General features: G+C 69.4%; 18 protein-coding genes, 1 tRNA gene and 1 other RNA gene. 16 read left to right on the forward strand and 4 right to left on the reverse strand.

The features are described 5' to 3' along the window. Positions 1-6: 6 nt before the first annotated feature. A complete protein-coding gene (locus CUR96_RS02700) occupies positions 7-996 on the reverse strand; it encodes an AAA family ATPase (protein WP_102191749.1) in 990 nt (329 codons plus the stop codon). A gap of 113 nt (positions 997-1109) precedes the next feature. On the opposite strand from CUR96_RS02700, the gene ffs reads away from it, so the two are divergent. The 16 genes from ffs to CUR96_RS02780 all read left to right on the forward strand — a co-directional run bounded on the left by ffs (position 1110) and on the right by CUR96_RS02780 (position 20153). Continuing rightward, positions 1110-1206: signal recognition particle sRNA small type (gene ffs, locus CUR96_RS02705), an RNA gene on the forward strand. Between the two features lie 42 nt (positions 1207-1248). Then, the gene (locus tag CUR96_RS02710; RefSeq protein ID WP_245861061.1) at positions 1249-1845 is read left to right on the forward strand and encodes a rhomboid family intramembrane serine protease; all 597 of its coding nucleotides are present in this window, start codon (positions 1249-1251) and stop codon (positions 1843-1845) included. A gap of 131 nt (positions 1846-1976) precedes the next feature. Further along, positions 1977-2540 carry a hypothetical protein gene (locus CUR96_RS02715; RefSeq protein WP_102191750.1) on the forward strand — a complete coding sequence of 188 codons (564 nt, stop codon included), beginning with the start codon at positions 1977-1979 and terminating at the stop codon, positions 2538-2540. A 9-nt stretch (positions 2541-2549) separates the two neighbouring features. Further along, positions 2550-4667 carry a phosphate acetyltransferase gene (gene pta / locus CUR96_RS02720; protein ID WP_102191751.1) on the forward strand — a complete coding sequence of 706 codons (2118 nt, stop codon included), beginning with the start codon at positions 2550-2552 and terminating at the stop codon, positions 4665-4667. Next, complete coding sequence (locus tag CUR96_RS02725; protein ID WP_102191752.1) at positions 4664-5887, forward strand: acetate/propionate family kinase; 1224 nt, start codon at positions 4664-4666, stop codon at positions 5885-5887. Before pta ends, CUR96_RS02725 begins: the two co-directional genes overlap by 4 nt. A 134-nt stretch (positions 5888-6021) precedes the next feature. Then, entirely contained in the window at positions 6022-6768 is a 747-nt protein-coding gene (locus CUR96_RS02730; protein ID WP_102191753.1) for an HAD family hydrolase, read from the forward strand. Further along, positions 6765-9245, forward strand: a complete 2481-nt coding sequence (locus CUR96_RS02735) for a glycoside hydrolase family 65 protein (protein WP_102191754.1) — start codon at positions 6765-6767, stop codon at positions 9243-9245. Before CUR96_RS02730 ends, CUR96_RS02735 begins: the two co-directional genes overlap by 4 nt. A 68-nt stretch (positions 9246-9313) precedes the next feature. Continuing rightward, on the forward strand, positions 9314-11686 hold the full coding sequence (locus CUR96_RS02740) for a DNA polymerase III subunit gamma and tau (protein ID WP_102191755.1): 2373 nt from the start codon (positions 9314-9316) through the stop codon (positions 11684-11686). Continuing rightward, entirely contained in the window at positions 11686-12279 is a 594-nt protein-coding gene (gene recR, locus CUR96_RS02745) for a recombination mediator RecR (RefSeq protein ID WP_102191756.1), read from the forward strand. Before CUR96_RS02740 ends, recR begins: the two co-directional genes overlap by 1 nt. Before the next feature lie 46 nt (positions 12280-12325). After that, positions 12326-13249 carry a DMT family transporter gene (locus CUR96_RS02750; protein WP_102191757.1) on the forward strand — a complete coding sequence of 308 codons (924 nt, stop codon included), beginning with the start codon at positions 12326-12328 and terminating at the stop codon, positions 13247-13249. 106 nt (positions 13250-13355) lie between these two features. Next, the gene (locus tag CUR96_RS02755; protein ID WP_102191800.1) at positions 13356-14645 is read left to right on the forward strand and encodes an aspartate kinase; all 1290 of its coding nucleotides are present in this window, start codon (positions 13356-13358) and stop codon (positions 14643-14645) included. A 146-nt stretch (positions 14646-14791) separates the two neighbouring features. Then, entirely contained in the window at positions 14792-15868 is a 1077-nt protein-coding gene (locus CUR96_RS02760) for an aspartate-semialdehyde dehydrogenase (RefSeq protein ID WP_102191758.1), read from the forward strand. 50 nt (positions 15869-15918) lie between these two features. After that, positions 15919-17391, forward strand: a complete 1473-nt coding sequence (locus tag CUR96_RS02765) for a malate:quinone oxidoreductase (RefSeq protein ID WP_102191759.1) — start codon at positions 15919-15921, stop codon at positions 17389-17391. 7 nt (positions 17392-17398) lie between these two features. Beyond that, positions 17399-18040, forward strand: a complete 642-nt coding sequence (locus CUR96_RS02770; protein WP_102191760.1) for a thymidine kinase — start codon at positions 17399-17401, stop codon at positions 18038-18040. A gap of 90 nt (positions 18041-18130) precedes the next feature. After that, positions 18131-18883 (forward strand): FadR/GntR family transcriptional regulator, encoded by a 753-nt coding sequence (locus tag CUR96_RS02775; protein WP_102191761.1) that lies wholly within the window; start codon positions 18131-18133, stop codon positions 18881-18883. Positions 18884-18893: 10 nt separating this feature from the next. Next, positions 18894-20153, forward strand: coding sequence for an alpha-hydroxy acid oxidase (locus CUR96_RS02780; RefSeq protein WP_102191762.1), 1260 nt, complete (start codon positions 18894-18896; stop codon positions 20151-20153). Between the two features lie 10 nt (positions 20154-20163). On the opposite strand, the gene CUR96_RS02785 is transcribed toward CUR96_RS02780, so the two are convergent. The 3 genes from CUR96_RS02785 to CUR96_RS02795 all read right to left on the reverse strand — a co-directional run bounded on the left by CUR96_RS02785 (position 20164) and on the right by CUR96_RS02795 (position 21552). Beyond that, the gene (locus CUR96_RS02785) at positions 20164-20940 is read right to left on the reverse strand and encodes an HAD-IIB family hydrolase (RefSeq protein WP_102191763.1); all 777 of its coding nucleotides are present in this window, start codon (positions 20938-20940) and stop codon (positions 20164-20166) included. Further along, positions 20937-21413, reverse strand: a complete 477-nt coding sequence (locus CUR96_RS02790; protein ID WP_102191764.1) for a VanZ family protein — start codon at positions 21411-21413, stop codon at positions 20937-20939. The genes CUR96_RS02785 and CUR96_RS02790 overlap by 4 nt, the downstream gene beginning before the upstream one ends. Before the next feature lie 62 nt (positions 21414-21475). Then, positions 21476-21552: transfer RNA gene (locus CUR96_RS02795), tRNA-Pro, on the reverse strand. Positions 21553-21565 lie beyond the last annotated feature (13 nt).

Below are 21565 nucleotides of genomic sequence, written 5' to 3' on the forward strand. Positions count from 1 at the left end.
GGGTCCTCAGGATCGGGCGGCGACCGGGACGCGCACTCGATCCGCGATCTGCGCGAGTGCGGCCTCGACCGGCTGCGCGCCGGCGCGGTGCGCGCCCCGCGCGGGCAGCAGTCGGTGCGCGAACACCGGGACGAGGAGTGCAGTGAGGTCATCCGGGATCACGAACTCGCGCCCGTCGAGCGCCGCCCAGACCTTGGCGGCGCGGACGAGCTGCAGCGTGGCACGCGGGCTCGCTCCGAGATGCAGGCTCGGGTCGACTCGGGTGGCCTGGGCGAGGGCGACCGCGTACTCCTCCAGCGCCGGTGCGACGTGCACGGATCGCGCCCACGCGACGAGCCGGCTGATGTCCGTGGCGTCCACCACGGCGGCGACGGCGGCGAGCGGGTTCACGACGTCGCGCTGGCGCAGCATGAGCGCCTCGGCCGCGGCATCCGGGTAGCCCATCGAGATCCGCATCATGAAGCGGTCGCGCTGCGCCTCCGGCAGCGCGTAGGTCCCCTCCATCTCGAGAGGGTTCTGCGTCGCGACGACGAGGAACGGGCGCGGCAGCGGATGGGTGTCACCGTCGACGGTGACCTGCCCCTCCTCCATCGCCTCGAGCAGCGCCGACTGGGTCTTGGGGGAGGAGCGGTTGATCTCGTCGGCGATCACGATGTGCGCGAAGATGGCGCCGCGCTTGAACTCGAACTCGCGGTCGACCGGGTTGTACACGGAGACGCCGGTGACGTCGCCCGGCAGCAGGTCGGGAGTGAACTGGATGCGGCGCACGGTCGCGTCGACGCTGGCGGCCAGCGCTCGCGCCAGCATGGTCTTGCCGACCCCCGGTACATCCTCGATGAGGAGGTGCCCCTCGGCCAGCAGGCAGATGAGCGCGCTGCGCACGGCGTCCGGCTTTCCGTCGATCACCGCTCCGACGGAGCCGAGGATCGCGGATGTCTGCGCGGCGAACTGCTCGGCGCCGATCTCGGCCGGGATCATGGGGGCGGTGTCTGGCATGCGTTCCCTCTCGCGTGAGCGCTGCGATGCGCGTGAATCGATCGTAACCCCGCGGGGGCGTGGTCGTCCGGTCTCCCGGACGCGGGCAGTCCGAACGTTCAGGTAAGATGATTGACGGCTCTCCGCGTGGCGGCATCCAGGCCAATTCCCCCAGGGCGGAAACGCAGCAAGGGTAACCGGGCTCTGCCGGGTGCGCGGAGGGTCACTTCTTTCTTTCAGCGTCCTCCGGGGCGGCTTTGCCAGGATCGTGACGTGACCAGCCCAGCCGTCTCCCCGCGCTCGAACCCGATCGGCCGGTTCGCCTCGCCGGTCGTGCTCCTCGCCGCCATGTGGATCATCCAGTTCGCGGATGCCTTACTGCCCGGCTCGTTCACCGGCTTCGGCCTGCGCTCGTGGGATCTCTCCGGTCTCGTCGGTATCGCGCTGGGGCCGTTGCTCCATGCCGACTGGGCACACCTGATCGCCAACTCGGTGCCGTTGCTCGTGCTCGGCTGCCTGGTCGCGGTGGAGGGCGCTCGCCGATTCTGGGCCGTGACCGCGATCGTCGCGATCATCGGGGGCGCCGGCACCTGGCTGCTGAACGCACCGGGAGCGCTGACGGTGGGGGCGTCTGGGCTCGTGTTCGGCTACTTCGGCTATGTCGTGATGCGGGTGTTCGCGCCGGGCCGGGTTCCGCACCGGGTGCTGTACGCCGCGATCGCGCTGATCGTCATCGTGCTCTACGGAGGCTCGATGCTGGCCGGCGTCGTCGGCGTACGCGACGGCGTCTCCTGGCAGGCGCATCTGTTCGGAGCGATCGGCGGCGGGCTGGCGGCCCTCACCGGCAGACGCGGGACACGGTCCGGATGAGCGCCCGGCCCACCCCGGCGCGCAACCGGAGCGGAAAAGCAGCGCGCAGCCGGAGGAGACGGACGACGCGCCGCGGGGCGCGGAGGCCCGGTGCACGCCGGCAGGCGGCTCTCCGGTTGCAGCGACTGCGGATGCTCCGGCGCATCCTGATCTCAGCGGCCGTCGTCGTGGCGGTCGTCGGGCTCGCCGTGCTCCTGCCGTTCAGCCTCGGGCGGGAACCCGCACCGGTCTGCGCGGCCGACGCGGGCGCCTTCCCGGACGCCGGAGTCGAGGGCTGGCGGGGCGAGCAGCTCGAGAACGCCGCGACGATCATGCAGACGGCATCCGGACTCGGTTTCGGTCGCGACGGGCAGATCATCGGGGTGATGACCGCCATGGGCGAGAGCGGGCTGCGCAACATCGACTACGGCGACTGGGAGACGATCGGATTCCGCAACCCCGACGGCACGCGGACCTCGAGCATCGGGCTCTTCCAGCAGCAGGACTGGTGGGGGAGCGTCGAGACCCGGATGGATCCGGCATCCTCCGCCACGCTCTTCTACACCCGTCTCGGCGGACTCGAGGGATGGCAGCAGATGACGCCGTCGCACGCGATCCACCGTGTGCAGATCAACACCGACCCCGACTACTACTCCCAGTACGCCGCGGATGCGACGGCGGTCGTCGACGCGCTGTCCGGCCCCTGCGCCGCCTAAGCTGAAGCCGTGGCGCGGAGCATCTACATCACCTCGGCCGAAGGACACAGCGGCAAGTCGACGGTCGCGCTCGGCGCGCTGGACGCGCTGATGCGCGTGACCCCGCGGGTGGGGGTGTTCCGCCCGATCGCACGGTCGGCCGACGAACGCGACTACGTGCTGGAGCTCCTGCTCGCGCACGACGGCGTGCACCTCGACTACGAGGACTGCGTCGGCGTCACCTACGACGATGTGCGCGACGATCCCGACCGCGCCCTCTCCACGATCGTGTCGAGATTCAAAGCGGTCGAGGCCAGGTGCGATGCGGTCGTCATCGTCGGCAGCGACTACACCGATGTCGCCAGCCCCGCCGAACTCGGATACAACGCGCGCATCGCGGCCAACCTCGGCGCCCCGGTGCTGCTCGTGCTCAGCGGTCGCGATCAGCAGCGCCAGGGCGACCAGCTGGGCACCACCACCGCCCGCGTCCCGTCGGCGGTCGGCCAGATCGCGGCGCTCGCCGTCGCCGAACTCGGCGAGGAACGCGCCGAGCTCTTCGCGGTGGTCGTCAACCGGGCCGACCCCGACGTGCTGGATCAGACGATCGAGTCCGTGCGATCCGCGCTGACGGCTGCGGCGACACCGGTCTGGGCGATCCCGGAGGATCGCAGTCTCATCGCCCCGTCGATGCGCGGCATCCTCGCATCCGTCGACGGCCGACTCGTCAAGGGCGACCCCGAGCTGCTCGGGCGCGAAGTGCTCAGCGTCGTCGTCGCCGGGATGTCGATGGTCAACGTGCTGCCGCGACTCACCGAGGACGCCGTCGTCGTGATCCCGGCAGACCGCACAGAGGTGCTCCTCGCGACACTGCTCGCGAACGCATCCGGCACCTTTCCCCGCGTGTCCGGAATCATCCTGAACGGCCCCTTCCCGTTGCCCGAGCCCATCGACCGTCTCATCGACGGCTTCACCTCCACCGTCCCGATCATCGCCACAGACCTCGGCACCTATGAGACGACACTGCGGGTGATGGGCACACGCGGGCGTGTAAGCGCCGACTCCCGCCGTCGCTACGACACGGCGCTGGGGCTCTTCCAGACGCATGTCGACATCACCGAGCTCGCCACGCAGCTCGGGCTCGCGGAATCCCGCGTGGTCACTCCGCTGATGTTCGAGTACGGGCTCATCGAACGCGCCCGCGCCGACCGCAAGCGCATCGTGCTGCCGGAGGGCGGCGACGACCGTATCCTCAAGGCCGCTGCCACACTGCTGGCCAGAGAGGTCGCCGATCTCACGATCCTGGGGGATGAGTCCGAGATCCGCGCCCGTGCCACCGCGCTCGGTCTCGACCTGGCCGCGGCCCAGGTGCTCAGCCCGTTCGACCCCGAGCTCGTCGAACGCTTCGCGACGGAGTACGCGCGGCTGCGCGCTCACAAGGGCATCACACTCGCGCAGGCGGCGGACACCGTCACCGATGTGTCGTACTTCGGAACGATGATGGTGCACCTCGGGCTCGCCGACGGCATGGTCTCGGGAGCCGCGCACACGACCGCGCACACCATCCGCCCGTCGTTCGAGATCATCAAGACGAAGCCGGGGGTGAACGTCGTCTCCAGCGTGTTCCTCATGGCGCTCGCAGACCGGGTGCTCGTCTACGGCGACTGCGCGGTGATCCCCGATCCGACCAGTGCGCAGCTCGCCGACATCGCGATCTCGTCTGCCGCCACCGCCCGCCAGTTCGGCATCGAGCCCCGCGTGGCCATGCTGTCCTATTCGACCGGCGAGTCCGGCACCGGTGCGGACGTCGACAAGGTCCGCGAAGCGACCGCTCTCGTGCGGGAGCGCGCGCCGGAACTCCTCGTCGAAGGGCCGATCCAGTACGACGCGGCGGCGGATGCCGCGGTCGCAGCGGCGAAGCTCCCTGGTTCCGCCGTGGCCGGACGCGCGACGGTGTTCGTGTTTCCCGACCTCAACACCGGGAACAACACCTACAAGGCGGTGCAGCGCTCCGCCGGCGCGGTGGCGATCGGACCGGTGCTGCAGGGGCTGAACAAGCCGATCAACGACCTGTCCCGCGGCGCCCTGGTCGACGACATCGTCAACACGGTCGCGATCACGGCGATCCAGGCGCAGGGAGGGGCGGCATGAGCGTCATCCTCGTCATCAACAGCGGCTCCTCGTCGCTGAAGTACAGCCTCATCGATCTCGGACGCGAGAGCGAAATCGCCGGCGGGCTCATCGAGCGCATCGGACAGCCGGTCAGCGCGATCTCGCACACCGTGCGACAGACGGCGTCGCCGGGCGAGCCCGCGCCCACGATGCTCGACGGCACCTACACGAGCGAGCTGCCGATCATCGATCACGACCAGGCGTTCCGGGTGATGCTCGAGCAGTTCGCCGCGCACGGACCGTCGCTCGCAGAGCATCCGCCCGCCGCTGTGGGCCACCGTGTCGTGCACGGCGGATCGCGCTTCATCGCCCCCACGCCGATCACGGAAGACGTCGAGGAGGCGATCGAGGAGCTCTCGGTGCTCGCGCCGCTGCACAACCCCGCCAATCTCGCCGGGATCGTCGCGGCGCGAGCCGTGTTCGACACCGTGCCGCACGTGGCGGTGTTCGACACCGCGTTCCACCAGACGCTGGAACCCGCGGCCTACACGTACGCGATCGATGCCGCGCTCGCCGCCGAGCATCAGGTGCGCCGCTACGGGTTCCACGGCACGAGCCATCAGTACGTGAGCGCAGCGGCCGCGGCATACATGGACCGCGATCTCGGATCGCTGAAGCAGATCGTGTTCCACCTCGGGAACGGCGCCTCGGTGACAGCGGTCGACCGCGGTCGCTCGGTGGAGACGTCGATGGGGCTGACGCCGCTGGAGGGGCTCGTCATGGGCACGCGTTCCGGCGACATCGATGCGGCAGCGCTCCTGCACCTGGCCAGGACCGCAGGCCTCACGATCGACGATCTCGACACGCTGCTCAACAAGCGCAGCGGTCTGCTCGGGCTCGCCGGTCGCAGCGACATGCGCGACATCCTCGCCGGTGCGGATGCGGGGGAGGAAGCGTCGATCCTCGCGTTCGACGTCTACATCCACCGGCTGCGCGCCTACGCCGGCGCCTACATCGCCCAGCTCGGCGGCGTCGACGTCATCTCCTTCACCGCGGGCGTGGGCGAGAACGCCGCGCGCGTGCGCGCCGAGTCGATGTCGACGCTCGGCTTCGCCGGCGTCGAGATCGACCCTGTTCGCAACGAGTCGCGCGAGCGGGGCATCCGTCGCATCTCCACCGACGCCTCGCGGGTCGTGGTGCTCGTCGTGCCCACGAACGAAGAGCTTCAGATCGCCCGTCAGACCGCCGAGATGCTCTGACGAACCGACCGGCCCGGCGACACGCGGGGCAGCGCACGCCGGGTCCGGGGTTACCTCGGCCCCGAGCCCGGACTACGCTTGCACAGTGGCACGGAGCAGTGCCGAACCCCTCGTCCTTTCTTCCGGAGGTTCCCGTGCCCGACACCCTGCCCGATCTGTTCCATGCGGAGGGCGTTCTCTTCGATCTCGACGGAGTGCTGACGCCCACAGCCGAAGTCCACATGAGCGCCTGGAAGACCGTCTTCGACGACGTCTTCGCGCGGTGGGGCATCGAGCCGCCGTACAGCGATGCCGATTACTTCGACTTCGTCGACGGCAAGAAGCGCTATGACGGCGTCGCGAGCCTCCTGCAGAGCCGCAACGTCGAAGTGCCCTGGGGCGACGTCGACGACGACCCGGCGGAGGAGACCGTCTGCGGCATCGGCAATCGCAAGAACGCCGCCTTCGCCGCCTCCCTCCGCAGCACCGGCATCGCGCCCTTCCCCGGCTCGCTCGCCCTGATCGAGAACCTCCGCGCCGCAGGCGTCCCCCTCGGCGTCGTCTCGAGCTCGAAGAACGCCGAAGAGGTGCTGGCCGCCGCCGGCATCCGCGACTTCTTCACGGTCGTCGTCGACGGCGTCGTCGCAGAGCGTGACGGCCTGGCATCCAAGCCCGCACCGGACATGTTCCGCGAGGGGGCGCGCGCTCTCGGGGTCGACCCGGCATCGAGCGTCGCCGTCGAGGACGCGACCTCAGGAGCGGCATCCGCAGCGGCTGCCGGCTTCGCCACCGTCGTCGGCGTCGACCGCGGCGCGGGCGCCGATGCACTGCGCGCCTCGGGTGCCACCCATATCGTCGACGACCTCGCCGAGTTCACCACCGACCCCACGGAGACCGCATGATCGACCGCGACCATTTCCCCGTCGACCCGTGGCGTCTCATCGAGACGCGCTATTCCGAGGACGGCGTCGGCGAGACGCTGTTCACCGTCGGCAACGGCTATCTCGGTCTGCGCGGCAACCATATCGAGGGTCGCGGAGCGCACGAGCACGGGACGTTCATCAACGGGCTCCACGAGACCTGGCCCATCCGGCACGCTGAGCAGGCCTACGGCTTCGCCGAGGTCGGCCAGACCATCGTGAACGCGCCGGACGCCAAGATCATGCGCGTCTATGTCGATGATGAGCCGATCTCGTTCGACGAGGCGGATGTGCGCGAGTACCGCCGCACTCTCGACATGCGCACTGGCGTCCTGGAGCGGCTCGTCGTCTGGGAAACCCCGTCCGGCAAGCGCGTGCGCATCAAGGACGAGCGTCTCGTCAGCTTCGAGGAGCGGCACCTGGCGGTCCTGCGTGTCGAGGTCGTCGTGGAGAACTCCGACGCGCCGGTCACCATCAGCTGCCAGCTGCTGAACCGCCAGGACGGCGCCGGCGTGTACTCGGGCACCCCGGCCGCGGCGCAGAAGACCGGGTTCGACCCGCGCAGAGCCGAGAAGATCGCCAAGCGGGTGCTGGAGCCGGAGGAATTCTGGCAGGACGGCCTGCGCTCCGTCCTCTCCTATGAGGTCGCGGACTCCGGGATGACCGTCGCGGTCATCGCCGACCACGTGATGGAGACGGAGAACGACTACAGCGCCCGCCAGCTCAGCGAGCCGGACACCGCCAAGAACGTGTTCCGGATCCAGGCGAAGGCGGGCGTCCCGATCCGGCTCACGAAGCTCGTCAGCTACCACACCTCACGTGGAGTGCCGGCGCGGGAACTCGTCGACCGCTGCCGTCGGACGCTGGACCGCGCGGCGGTCGAGGGCGTCGAGGCGCAGTTCCGCAAGCAGGCCGACTGGCTGGCGGCGTTCTGGGAGCGCAGCGATGTGCAGATCGGCGGTCACGACGACCTGCAGCAGGCCACGCGCTGGTGCCTCCTGCAGCTCGCCCAGGCCTCGGCGCGCGCCGACGGCAGCGGGGTGCCCGCGAAGGGTCTGTCCGGCTCCGGCTACAGCGGCCACTACTTCTGGGACACCGAGATCTACGTGCTCCCGTTCCTCACGTACACCTCGCCGCAGTGGGCCCGCAACGCCCTGCGCGCCCGCGTCCTGATGCTCCCGGCGGCGCGCCGTCGCGCCACGCAGCTGAACGAGGCCGGCGCGCTCTTCCCCTGGCGCACGATCAACGGAGAAGAGGCCTCCGCCTACTACGCGGCGGGCACGGCGCAGTACCACATCAACGCCGACGTCAGCTTCGCCCTCGGCAAGTACGTCCGCGCGACCGGAGACGAGGAGTTCCTCCGGCGCGAAGGCGTCGACATCGCCGTGGAGACGGCGCGACTGTGGGCGACGCTCGGATTCTGGCGCACCAACGAAGGCATCGAGACCTTCCACATCCACGGTGTCACCGGCCCCGACGAGTACACGACGGTCGTCAACGACAACCTCTTCACGAACGTCATGGCACGCTACAACCTCCGTTATGCGGCCAGGGTGGTGCGGGAGATCGCGGAGGACGACCCCGCGGCGTACGCCGCACTGGTCGATCGCACCGATCTCACGCTCGGGGAGCCGGATGCCTGGGACCGCGCGGCCGAGGCGATGTTCATCCCGTTCAGCGAGAGCCTCGGCATCCATCCGCAGGACTCGCTGTTCCTGGAACGCGAACTGTGGGACCTCGCCCACACCCCGAAGGAGCAGCGTCCGCTGCTGCTGCACTTCCACCCCCTGGTGATCTACCGGTTCCAGGTGCTCAAGCAGGCGGATGTCGTGCTCGCGCTGTTCCTGCAGGGCAACCACTTCACTCCGGAGGAGAAACTCGCCGACTTCGAGTACTACGACCCGCTGACTACCGGCGACTCCACGCTGTCGGCGGTCGTGCAGTCGATCCTCGCCGCCGAGGTGGGGTATCAGGACCTCGCCAAGGAGTACTTCGCGCAGTCGATCTTCGTCGACCTCGGAGACCTGCACCACAATGCGGCCGACGGTGTGCACGTGGCGTCGGCCGGCGGGGTGTGGACTGCGCTGGTGTCCGGATTCGGCGGGATGCGGGACCACGCGGGCGAGCTCAGCTTCGACCCGCGGCTCCCGGCTGACTGGCCCTCGCTGTCGTTCCCGATGCAGTGGCAGGGATCCTCGCTGCAGATCACCGTGACGCGCGGAGAGCTGCGCGTCGAGGTGCGCGCGGGGGAGCCGGTCGAGTTCACAGTGCGCGGTGCGTCGTACACGGCGACGGTCGAGGCGGATGCGGTCGTCGCACTCGCCGATCAGGGGCCGCTCATCCCCGGTCGGCCGACGCTGCGCCGTTTCGCGGGTGCGCGCCGTGACGACGGAACGCAGCTCTCGGCATCCGTCCCGGTGATCACGACGGCGATCCCGATCATCGAGACGGTCGACTGAGGATCGCTCCCGGCGGGCGCAGGGAACTGCGCCCGCCGAGTGTCGCCGGCACGCCGTAGGCTGTTGAGGTGACCACAGCCCTCTACCGCCGCTACCGGCCCGAGTCCTTCGGCGAGATGATCGGGCAGTCCCAGGTGACCGAGCCGCTGATGACCGCATTGCGCGGCGACCGCGTCGGCCACGCCTACCTCTTCTCCGGACCCCGCGGATGCGGCAAGACCACGTCCGCCCGCATCCTCGCGCGCTGCCTGAACTGCGCGGAGGGTCCGACCGACACCCCGTGCGGCACCTGTCCGAGCTGCGTCGAGCTGTCCCGCGCCGGCGGCGGCTCGCTCGACGTGGTCGAGATCGACGCGGCCAGCCACAACGGCGTCGACGACGCGCGTGACCTCCGCGAGCGCGCGACCTTCGCCCCCAGCCGCGACCGCTTCAAGATCTTCATCCTCGACGAGGCGCACATGGTGACGCCGCAGGGGTTCAACGCGCTGCTCAAGCTCGTCGAAGAGCCTCCGCCGCACGTGAAATTCATCTTCGCGACGACCGAGCCCGAGAAGGTCCTCGGCACCATCCGCTCGCGCACCCACCATTACCCGTTCCGGCTCGTCCCCCCGGCGGCGATGCTCGAGTACGTCGCGAAGCTCTGCGGCGAGGAAGGCGTGATCGTCGAGCAGGGCGTGCTGCCGCTCGTCGTCCGCGCCGGTGGCGGCTCGCCGCGAGACACGCTGTCGCTGCTCGATCAGCTCATCGCCGGCTCCGACGCTCCCGCAGGCTCCGAGACCGTCACGGTCGCCTACGCACGCGCGGTCGCCCTGCTCGGCTACACGCATGCGGCCCTGCTCGACGAGATCGTCGATGCGCTCGCCGCGGCGGATGCGGCCACGGCCTTCCCGGCGATCGACCGGGTGGTGCAGACGGGGCAGGACCCGCGGCGTTTCGTCGACGATCTGCTCGAGCGCCTGCGCGACCTCATCGTCATCGCCGCTGTCGGCGCCGGTGCATCCGCCGTGCTCCGCGGCATCGCCGAGGACGACCTCGAGCGCATGCGCGCCCAGGCGTCGTCGTTCGGCTCGGCGCGCCTCTCCCGCACCGCCGACCTCGTCAGCGCCGCACTCGACGACATGTCCGGTGCGACCTCGCCGCGACTGCACCTCGAGCTCATGGTCGCTCGCGTGCTCGCCAGCGCGGGAACGGCGGATGCTGCGCCGACGACTTCTGCCCCCTCGGTGGTGGAGCGAACGAGCCCCACGAGCGAGGCCAAGCGCGCCGACCGGTCCTCGGTTCCGGCCGAGACCGCGGCACCGGCCTCCGCTTCTCCGGCGGTCGCCGCCCCCGTAGCCGCGTCTGCGCCCGACACCGGCGCTACGCCGGTCGGTGCCTCCGCGTCGGCGCAATCCACCCCGACTGCCGCCGCCGCGGATCCCGCCCCGGCAGGCCCGGTGACCTTCGAGCGCATCATCGCCGTCTGGCCCGCCGTCCTCACGCGGTTGGAAGGCATCAGTCGCACGTCGTGGTTGCTGGCCACGGCCGTGCAGCCGCTCGCGTACGGCACCGATTCCGAAGTCCTCACGCTGGGGTTCACCAGCCAGCACGACGTCGCGAAGTTCAAGGGCTCGACCCCGGGCTCGGGTCCGTCCGATCACCTTCGGACAGCGATCGAACACGAGGTCGGCGTGCGCGTGAAGTACCTCCCGGCGCCTCTTCCGACGGGAGCGGCGACGCGTCAGATCTCGACGGATGCGCCCGGTGGACGGTCGCAGAGTGGCGCGGATTCCGCCGATTCCGCGGAGCCTGCGAGTACGCGTCCGGCCGATGCACCCGCGCCCGCAGCGACCCGTACATCGAGTGCGCCCGCTGCAGTCGGCGCCGGCCCGGCAGGTGCATCCGGATCGGGCGATGCCGGTTCCGGCGGCGCTCCTGCTCCGGCGTCCGGTTCTTCGACCCGTCCGCAGTCCCGTGCCTCGTCCGCGCCGACGGTCACCGAGTGGGCTGTCGCGCCGATTCCCACGGCAGTGGAATCCCCGGTCACCGTGGCGCCGCCGGCCCCGCAGCTCCCGGTCGACGACGAGCCGGCCGAGGTCGAGTCCGCGGCATCCATCCCGCAGACGCCCGTCGACGGCGCGATCGATTCCGACGAGCCGCCGCTGCCCGGCGACGACGACGTGCCCTACTTCGACGACGAGCCGCCCTACGACCCGTCCTACGAGCCGCCGGCGTCTTCGAGTGTCACGACGGCTCGCTCCGCCGCCGCTCCGCGGTCTGCCCCGGTGCAGGATGCTCAGCCGGCCCCGTCCGTGCCGTCCACGAGGCCGGCGCCCGTCGTCTCCGATCGCAGCCCGGTCACCGGGGGAGTGCAGCGATACGGCGAGGCCGTGATCCGCCAGGTGCTCGGCGCGACGTTCGTGCGCGAAGAGCCCTACGAGCCGCCGACGAGGTTCGCCTGATGTACGACGGCATCGTTCAGGAACTCATCGACGAGTTCGGCCGCCTTCCCGGCATCGGTCCGAAGTCGGCGCAGCGCATTGCGTTCCACATCCTGCAGACGCCGACGTTCGACGTCGCCCGGTTGTCCGAACTCCTCACCGAGGTGCGCATCCGGGTGCGCTTCTGCGAGATCTGCGGAAACGTCGCCGAGCAGGAGCGCTGCGCGATCTGCCGTGACCCGCGTCGAAACCCGGCGCTGATCTGCGTCGTGGAGGACGCGAAGGACGTCGCGGCGATCGAGCGCACCCGCGAGTTCCGCGGGCTGTACCACGTGCTCGGCGGTGTGATCAGCCCGATCGCAGGCATCGGCCCCGACGATCTGCGCATCGCCCAGCTGATGACGCGCCTCGCCGACGGCACGGTGCAGGAGGTCATCCTCGCCACCAACCCGAACCTCGAGGGCGAGGCGACCGCGAGCTATCTCAGCCGTCTGCTCACGACCATGCAGATCACCGTCTCGCGGCTGGCTTCGGGCCTTCCCGTCGGCGGTGACCTCGAGTACGCAGACGAGGTCACCCTCGGACGCGCGTTCGAGGGACGGCGGGTGCTGTGACTCCGGTCGGATCGCGGAACCCGGTGCAGCACGGCGCGGTGGCGCGGTGAACGCCCACTCCGGGTTCACGCGGCGAGGCTGGCTCCTGTTCGGGGCGATGGCATTGCTGTGGGGCGTGCCCTATCTGTTCATCAGCATCGCCGTCGAGTCGATCTCGCCTCCGGCGATCGTCGCAGGCCGCACCCTCATCGCCGCGCTGCTGCTGCTGCCGTTCGCGATCCGCAACGGGTCGCTGCGCGCCGCACTGAAGCACTGGCCCTGGGTGCTCGCCTTCGGGCTGATCGAGATGGCCGGTCCCTTCGTGCTGCTCGGCCATGCCGAGATGACACTGCCGTCCGGCTTGACCGGCCTGCTCGTCGCCACCGTGCCGCTGTTCGCGGCGCTCATCGCGCTGGGCGGCGGCGATCGAGGCGTGCTCCGCCCGGCGCGCGCGATCGGCCTGGTCGTCGGATTCATCGGGGTCGCCGTCGTCGTCGCCGGCCCTGGACTGTTCGGTGGCGAGATGAACCTGCTCGCAGCGGGGGAGGTTCTGCTGGTCGCGGTGCTCTACGCGATCGCGCCGTTCGTCGTGGCGCGCAAGCTCGCCGACGTTCCGTCCCTGGGGACGATCACGTTGTCGCTGCTGATGATCGGCATCCTCTACCTGCCGATCGGTCTCGTCACCCAGCACCGCGTGCCGACCGTTCCCTCGGCTCTGGCGCTCCTGGCGCTGGCCGTCATCTGCACCGCCGTCGCGTTCCTCGCTTTCTTCGCCCTCATCCGCGAAGTCGGTCCGGTGCGCGCACCGCTGTTCACCTACGTGAACCCGGTGGTCGCGATCCTCCTCGGCGCGGTCGTCCTCGCCGAGCCGCTGACGCCCGGTCTGCTCGTCGGCTTCCCGCTGATCATCATCGGCTGCTGGTTCGCCGGCACCGGCGGGCGCCTCCGCTCGGCCGCATCCCCTGCCCCGCCCGCGGTTCCTGCGCCCTGAAGGGGCAAATCGAGGAGCGTGTGCAGCCGTCACATGCACAGCACGGCATATGCGGCGAACGTAGAATGTGCGTGGGCGGATCCGCCCGACACCCCCGGGAGTGAACGTGGCCCTCATCGTGCAGAAGTACGGCGGCTCGTCCGTCGCCGATGCGGCGAGCATCAAGCGCGTCGCCAAGCGCATCGTCGACACGCGCCGTGCCGGCCATGATGTCGTCGTCGCGGTCAGTGCGATGGGCGACACCACCGACGAGCTGCTCGACCTCGCGAACGAGGTCGCGCCGATTCCGGCCCCGCGCGAGCTCGACATGCTGCTCTCCAGCGGTGAGCGCATCTCGATGGCCCTCCTCGCGATGGCGATCCACTCGATGGGGTTCGAGGCGCGTTCGTTCACCGGCAGCCAGGCCGGCATGATCACCGACTCCAAGCACGGATCGGCCCGGATCGTCGACGTCACCCCGATCCGGCTCCGCGAGGCGCTCGATGAGGGCGCCATCGTCATCGTCGCCGGCTTCCAGGGGTTCAATCGCGACACCCGCGACATCACCACGCTCGGCCGCGGCGGCTCCGACACGACCGCGGTGGCCCTGGCGGCGGCGCTCGACGCCGATGTCTGCGAGATCTACAGCGACGTCGACGGCATCTTCACCGCCGACCCCCGGGTCATCCCGCGGGCGCAGAAGCTCGATCATGTCAGCAGCGAGGAGATGCTCGAGCTCGCCGCCAACGGCGCCAAGGTGCTCTACATCCGCGCCGTCGAGTACGCCCGCCGTCACGGCGTTCTCATCCACGCCCGGTCGACCTTCTCGTCGGCCGAGGGCACGTACGTTCTGGGCGAGGGAATGAAGAATCCTCGCGAAGCCGAGGGAGCAGCAGCCATGGAAGAACCGATCGTCGCCGGCGTCGCGACCGACTTCAGCCACGCCAAGATCACGGTCGCCGGCGTGCCGGATGTTCCGGGCAAGGCCGCTGAGATCTTCAAGATCGTCGCGAAGTCCGGCGCGAACGTCGACATGATCGTGCAGAACGTGTCAGCGGCATCCACCCGGCGCACCGACATCTCCTTCACGGTCCCGAAGGCCGATGCGGCTGCCGCGCTGAAGGCCCTGGCCGCCGAGCAGACCGAGGTCGGGTTCCAGAACCTCGTGCACGACGACCAGATCGGCAAGCTCTCCGTCGTCGGAGCCGGCATGCGCACGCACTCCGGCGTCTCGGCGACCCTGTTCGAGGCGCTGTCCGCCGGCGGGATCAACATCGAGATGATCTCGACCTCCGAGATCCGCATCTCCGTGGTGCTCCGCGCCGACGACCTCGCCGAGGCCGCCCGCACGGTGCACACCGCCTACGGTCTCGACGGCGACGCCGAGGCCACGGTGCACGCCGGTTCCGGACGCTGACGGAGGCCGTGCCTCGCACGGCCCGGAGCATCGTCACGGCGCGGTAGACTCGCCGGAACCCTGACATCGGCGCCAGGCGCGGCATCCGCATCCCGACGCCGTGCCTTCCGCCTCGTACGCAGCACTGCACGACGCCAAGGAACATCATGACCCGCATCTCCGATTCAGGACTCTCCGTCGCCATCGTCGGCGCCACCGGCCAGGTCGGCACCGTGATGCGCGAGATTCTCGCCGAGCGGTCGTTCCCGATCCGCGATCTGCGGCTCTTCTCGTCTTCGCGCTCCGCCGGCACCTCCATCGATTTCGGCGGCGTCTCCGTGATCGTCGAGGATGTCGAGACGGCGGATGCCGCGGGCATAGACGTGGCCCTGTTCTCGGCCGGCGCGACCGCGAGCCGCGCGTATGCGCCGCGCTTCGCGGCTGCCGGAGCGGTCGTCATCGACAACTCCAGCGCCTGGCGCAACGACCCCGAGGTGCCGCTCGTGGTGAGCGAGGTCAACCCGCACGCGATCGACGAGCGCCCCAAGGGCATCATCGCGAACCCGAACTGCACCACGATGGCAGCGATGCCGGCTCTGAAGGCGCTGCACGCCGAGGCCGGTCTCGAGCGTCTCATCGTCTCGACCTACCAGGCCGTCTCCGGCTCCGGTCTCGCCGGAGCGCAGGAACTGCTGGGCCAGATCGAGGGCGTCATCGCCCAGGGCGACACGCTGCGCCTGGTGCATGACGGCTCGTCCGTCGACTTCCCGAAGCCGGAGAAGTACGTCGCGCCGATCGCCTTCGACGTCATCCCGCTCGCCGGCTCCATCGTCGACGACGGGCAGAACGAGACCGACGAGGAGAAGAAGCTCCGCAACGAGAGCCGCAAGATCCTCGAGCTCCCCGGCCTCCGCGTCGCGGGCACCTGCGTGCGCGTGCCGGTGTTCACCGGCCACTCGCTGTCGATCAACGTCGAGTTCGCACGCGACATCACACCGGAGCGGGCTCGTGAGGTGCTGTCCGCTGCTCCCGGCGTCGTCCTGCAGGAGGTGCCGACGCCGCTGCACGCCGCGGGCAAGGACCCGAGCTTCGTCGGCCGCATCCGCGCCGACCAGTCCGCCCCCGAGGGCAAGGGCCTCGTGCTGTTCATCAGCAACGACAACCTGCGCAAGGGCGCCGCACTGAACGCGGTGCAGATCGCCGAACTCGTCGCCGCGCGTATCGGCGCAGCATCCGCCGTCTGACCCTTCGGCAGTGGTTCGGCGGCATCGTGCCCGGGAACTAGACTGGTTCGGTGACTGAAACCGTCGATGTCGTCCTGATCGGTGGTGGCATCATGAGCGCCACCCTGGGTACTCTGCTGCACGAGCTGCAGCCGGAGTGGAAGATCGTCGCCTTCGAGCGACTCTCCGATGTCGCCCAGGAGAGCTCGAACCCGTGGAACAACGCGGGTACCGGCCACGCCGCCCTCTGCGAGCTGAACTACATGCCGCAGAACGCGAGCGGCCCGCTCGACCCCGCCAAGGCGGTGAACATCAACGAGCAGTTCCAGCAGAGCCGCCAGTTCTGGTCGTCACTGGTGGAGAAGGGCGTGCTCGACGAGCCGTCGACCTTCATCAACGCCACCCCGCACATGACCTTCGTGCGCGGCGAGAAGGATGTCGCCTACCTCAAGGAGCGCTACGAGGTGCTCAAGGAGCAGCCGCTGTTCGCCGGCATCGAGTACAGCGAGGACTCCCGCGTCATCAACAAATGGGCGCCGCTTCTCATGCAGCATCGCCGCAAGGGCGAGCCGTTCGCGGCCACCCGCGTCCCCGCCGGAACCGACGTCGACTTCGGAGCCCTCACCCACCAGCTCTTCGACCACCTCACCGCCGACGGAGTCGATCTGCGGGTCAACCACGAGGTGCGCAGCCTGAAGAAGCAGAAGGACGGCGGCTGGCTGGTCAAGTACCGCAACTCCATCGGACGCACCCCGAACGAGGTGAAGGCCCGCTTCGTCTTCGTCGGCGCGGGTGGATGGGCGCTCAAGCTGCTGCAGAACTCGGGCATCCCGGAGATCAGAGGCTACGGCGTCTTCCCGATCGGCGGTCAGTTCCTCAAGACCACGAACCCGAAGGTCGTCGCCCAGCACAAGGCGAAGGTGTACTCGCAGGCCTCCGTCGGTGCTCCGCCCATGTCCGTGCCGCACCTGGACACCCGGGTCGTCGACGGGGAGTCGTCGCTGATGTTCGGCCCGTTCGCGACCTTCAGCCCGAAGTTCCTCAAGAAGGGCTCGATGCTCGACATCGTCACGCAGGTGCGCCCGCACAATCTGGTGCCGATGCTCCAGGTCGCGGTCAAGAACCCCGATCTCATCACGTACCTCGTCGGTGAGCTGATGAAGAACCATCGCAAGAAGGTCGACAGCCTGCGCATCTTCATGCCGACCGCGAAGGATGAGGACTGGACCCTCATCGACGCGGGTCAGCGGGCCCAGGTGATGAAGAAGGACCCCGAGAAGGGCGGCATCCTGCAGTTCGGGACCGAGGTGATCTCCTCGTCCGACGGCAGCATCGCCGGTCTCCTCGGTGCATCTCCCGGTGCGTCGACCGCGGTGCCGATCATGCTGGGCCTGCTGAAGTCGTGCTTCCCCGAGCAGTACCCGAGCTGGGAGCCGGCGCTGCGTGAGCTGATCCCGACGTTCGGGGAGCAGCTCAACACGGACGCCGCTCTCGCCGAGAAGTCCACGGCGGCGACGGCGGCGACGCTCGGCATCAACGGCTGAGGCCTCGGTGGCGAAGCTCTACTTCCGCTACGGCGCGATGAACTCGGGCAAGTCCACGTCTCTCCTCCAAGCCGCGTACAACTATGAAGAGCGCGGCCAGCATGTGCTCCTGGCGAAGCCCGCGATCGACACCAAGGGCGCGACCCAGATCGAGAGCCGCCTCGGGATGACCCGCGAGGTCGACTTCCTGATCGGGCCGGAAGACGATGCGCGGGCCCTGTTCTCCGCCCACCGGGAGCGGATGCGGCATTCCGCCGACGATGAGCTGCTTCCGGGCGGCTCGGTCGACGTCGCCTGCCTGCTCGTCGACGAAGCCCAATTCCTGACCGCCGCGCAGGTCGACGACCTGTTCCGGATCGCCGTCGACGACGGCATCCCGGTGATGGCCTACGGCATCCGCAACGACTTCCGCACGCAGGCGTTCCCGGGCTCTGCGCGGCTGCTCGCGATCGCGCACTCTCTGGAGGAGCTGAAGACCATCTGCCGCTGCGGGCGCAAGGCGGTCTTCAACGGCCGCGTCATCGGCGGACGCTTCGTCTTCGACGGTGATCAGGTCGCGATCGACGGCGGAGGGGACCAGCTGGTCACGACCTACGAATCGCTGTGCGGCGCCTGCTACCTGGAAGAGTCCGGCGGCCGCTTGAGCTGAGCTCCGGGCTTCGACTGCGGGGGCTGTCACGCGCGCTCTTGCGTGGTCTGACCACACAGGCTAACCTGTGGTCAGACCACAGGAGGACGGATGTCGGAGCGCAGCGAGCCCGAGTCGGCGCCGCGCGCCTGGAGACTCGTGCTGGAGAGCGTCGAACGCGACCTCCTCGACGGGCGTCTCGGCCCCGGCGATCGCCTCGCATCGGAGCGCGACCTCGCGGCCGACCTGGGTGTCGGGCGGTCCAGCGTCCGTGAAGCGCTGCGGGTGCTCGAGGTGATGGGCCTGATCCGCACGGCCACCGGTTCCGGGCCGCAGTCCGGCGCGATCGTCATCGCCACGCCCACCGGCGGCCTGTCCACGCTGCTGCGGCTTCAGGTGGCCGCTCAAGGCTTCCCGCTGGCGGATGTCGTCCGCACACGCCTCGTCCTCGAGGACGCCGTCGTCACGGCTCTTGCAGGGGCGCAGGATCGCGATCTGTCCATCGCGCACCGGATGCTCGAAGCGATGGATGCCCGCGATCTCAGCGCCTCGGAGTTCCTGGCCCTCGACGCGCAGCTGCACCTCGCTCTCGCGGAGTCCAGCGGCAACACCGTGATCGCCGCGATGATGGGCGGTCTGCGTTCGGCCATCGAGTCGTACGTACAGGAGGGGGCGGCGGCGATATCCGACTGGGAAGCGATGTCCGGTCGGCTGCGCAGCGAGCACCGCGCCCTCGTCGCTGCGATCGATGCGGGCGAGACGGATGCCGCGCGCGCCCTCGTCCGCGACCACATCGCCGGCTATTACACGGCCACGGGCCTCACCCGACGCGCCGATCCGCGCAACACCACGACCACCGACTGAGAGGAACACCATGGTCACGCGCCAGGTTCCCAATCCCGCCGAGCTCTTCGAGCTGATGAAGTTCAAGAAGCCGGAGCTGAACGGCCGGAAGCGCCGCCTCGATGCGGCGTTGACGATCGGCGATCTGCGCCTCATCGCCAAGCGCCGCACTCCGAAGGCCGCCTTCGACTACACCGACGGCGCCGCCGAAGGCGAACTCTCGCTGACGCGCGCGCGTCAGGCGTTCCAGGACATCGAGTTCCACCCCGGCATCCTGCGGCCCGCGCCGGACGTCGACACATCGGTGGAGATCCTCGGGGGCCCGAGTGCGCTGCCGTTCGGCATCGCACCGACCGGGTTCACGCGTCTCATGCAGACCGAAGGCGAGTCGGCCGGCGCCGGTGCGGCAGCTGCCGCAGGCATCCCGTTCACCCTGTCCACCCTCGGCACCACATCGATCGAAGGCGTGAAGGCGGTGAATCCGCACGGGCGCAACTGGTTCCAGCTGTATGTCATGCGCGATCGCGAGATCTCCTACGAGCTCACCCGCCGGGCTGCCGCCGCCGGGTTCGATACCCTGCAGTTCACGGTGGACACCCCGGTCGCCGGTGCCCGCCTCCGTGACAAGCGCAACGGATTCTCGATCCCGCCGCAGTTGACGCTCGGCACCATCATCGATGCGATGCCTCGGCCGTGGTGGTGGTACGACTTCCTCACCACGCCCAAGCTCGAGTTCGCCTCGTTGAGCACCACCGGAGGTACCGTCGGCGAACTGCTGGATGCCGCGATGGACCCGACCATCAGTTACGCCGATCTCGCGGTGATCCGCGACATCTGGCCCGGCAAGATCGTCATCAAAGGCGTGCAGACCGTGGAGGATGCGCTGAAGCTGCGCGATGAGGGAGTCGACGGCATCGTGCTGTCCAATCACGGCGGCCGGCAGCTCGATCGTGCTCCGATCCCGTTCCACCTGCTGCCCTCGGTGCGTTCGGCGGTGGGAGACGACTTCACGGTGATGATCGACACCGGCATCATGAACGGGGCCGACATCGTGGCCTCGGTCGCACTCGGCGCCGACTTCACCCTGATCGGCCGCGCCTACCTGTACGGCCTGATGGCCGGCGGGCGCGCGGGCGTCGACCGCACGATCGACATCCTGCGTGGCGAGATCGTGCGCACGATGCGGCTGCTCGGCGTCTCCACGCTGGCCGAGCTGGAGCCCGGCCACGTCACCCAGCTGCAGCGGTTGGTGCCGGTGGCCCGGCCCACCGCTCAGGTGCCTGCGCGCTGAGGCCCGTCGGTCAGCGGACCCGCTCTGCGGGGTCCAGCGTCGCCAGCAGCTCGTCGAGCTTCTCGGCGGTGTCCTCCCAGCCGTCCACGGCCACGGAGGGCACGCCGAGGGCGAGTACGGGGTAGTCGTTGCCGCCCTCGTCGAGGCGGTCGCCGTAGAACAGCATGCTGGACAGCGGGATGCCGGTGTGCTCGGTGAGTTGCTGCATCCCGTACGCCTTGTCGATACCGGCGCGGGTGATGTCGATCGACGTCGATCCGCCGGAGCGCACCTCGAGCCCTGGGAGGCGGGCGGCTACGGCGTCGCGCAGCGCTGCGCGCTTGACCTCGGTCGGGTCCCATGCGTGCTTCGCATCGCGAGGGGCCTGTTGACCGAGAGCGGAGAAGGTGATCTGCGAGCCACGGTCCTCGAGGATCTCGCCCCAGGGTGACGTCTCCCAGTAGCCGAGCCGTTCGGCCTCCTCACGCAGGGCGGTGAGGGCGCCGGACTTCTCGTCGTCGGAGAGGTCGTGCGCATAGACGAGGTCGAAGCCGGACCCGTCGTGGCGGAGGTAGCGGGTGCCGCAGGTCGGCAGCAGGTGCAGGCGGGCCAGGGACGCGGCATCCGCCTCGCCGAGCTGGGCGATCACCTGCGAGCGGAACTGCTCCTCGTTGCCACCGGAGATGATGGCGACGTCCACCGAGCGCAGCAACGCGCGCAGGAGGTCGGCGATGCGGGGGCTGATCGCTCCCTTGGACGGAGCGAGAGTGTCATCGAGGTCGAAGGCGACGAGGGCGGGCGCGGTCATGATGCTTCCAGATTAGGCGACGGCGGCTGCGAAGATCGTGAGGCGAACAGCAGCGTGCAGGCGATGGCGAGAGCGACACCGGCGGTGGCGCCGATGGAGTTGGCGACGACGTCGTTCACGGTCGCTGCGCGATGAGGAAGTGCCACGCGCTGGATTCCTTCGATCATGACCGATATCGCGGGACCGGTGAGGAGCGACAGCACCCAGACCCGTCGGGGGAGGAGCACGAAGGCGAGGGCGCCGACGGGTACGAAGACGAGAACGTTCGCGAGGACTTCGAGCTCGGTGAAACCCAGCCGGTTCCAACCCAGCTGGTGGACCTCCTCGACGACGCGGTCGAGGAGGTTCGGCATCCGATCCTCGATGCGAGGAGGCGTCAGCGTGAGCATCGCGAGAGCGGCGAAGAGGAGGAGGCCGACGATGGCAGCTACGCCACGGGTGATCCGGCGGGGTGGCGGGAGCAGGTCTCTCATGCGTCCCTCTCGCCGATGCGGATACGAGGAAGGCCGCCTCGAGGGCGGCCTTCCGGTGTTACTGGTCGGGGTGACAGGATTTGAACCTGCGACCTCTTCGTCCCGAACGAAGCGCGCTACCAAGCTGCGCCACACCCCGTTTTGCAACCCTC

This window comes from Microbacterium aurantiacum (assembly GCF_002872075.1).
Classification (GTDB): domain Bacteria; phylum Actinomycetota; class Actinomycetes; order Actinomycetales; family Microbacteriaceae; genus Microbacterium; species Microbacterium aurantiacum_A.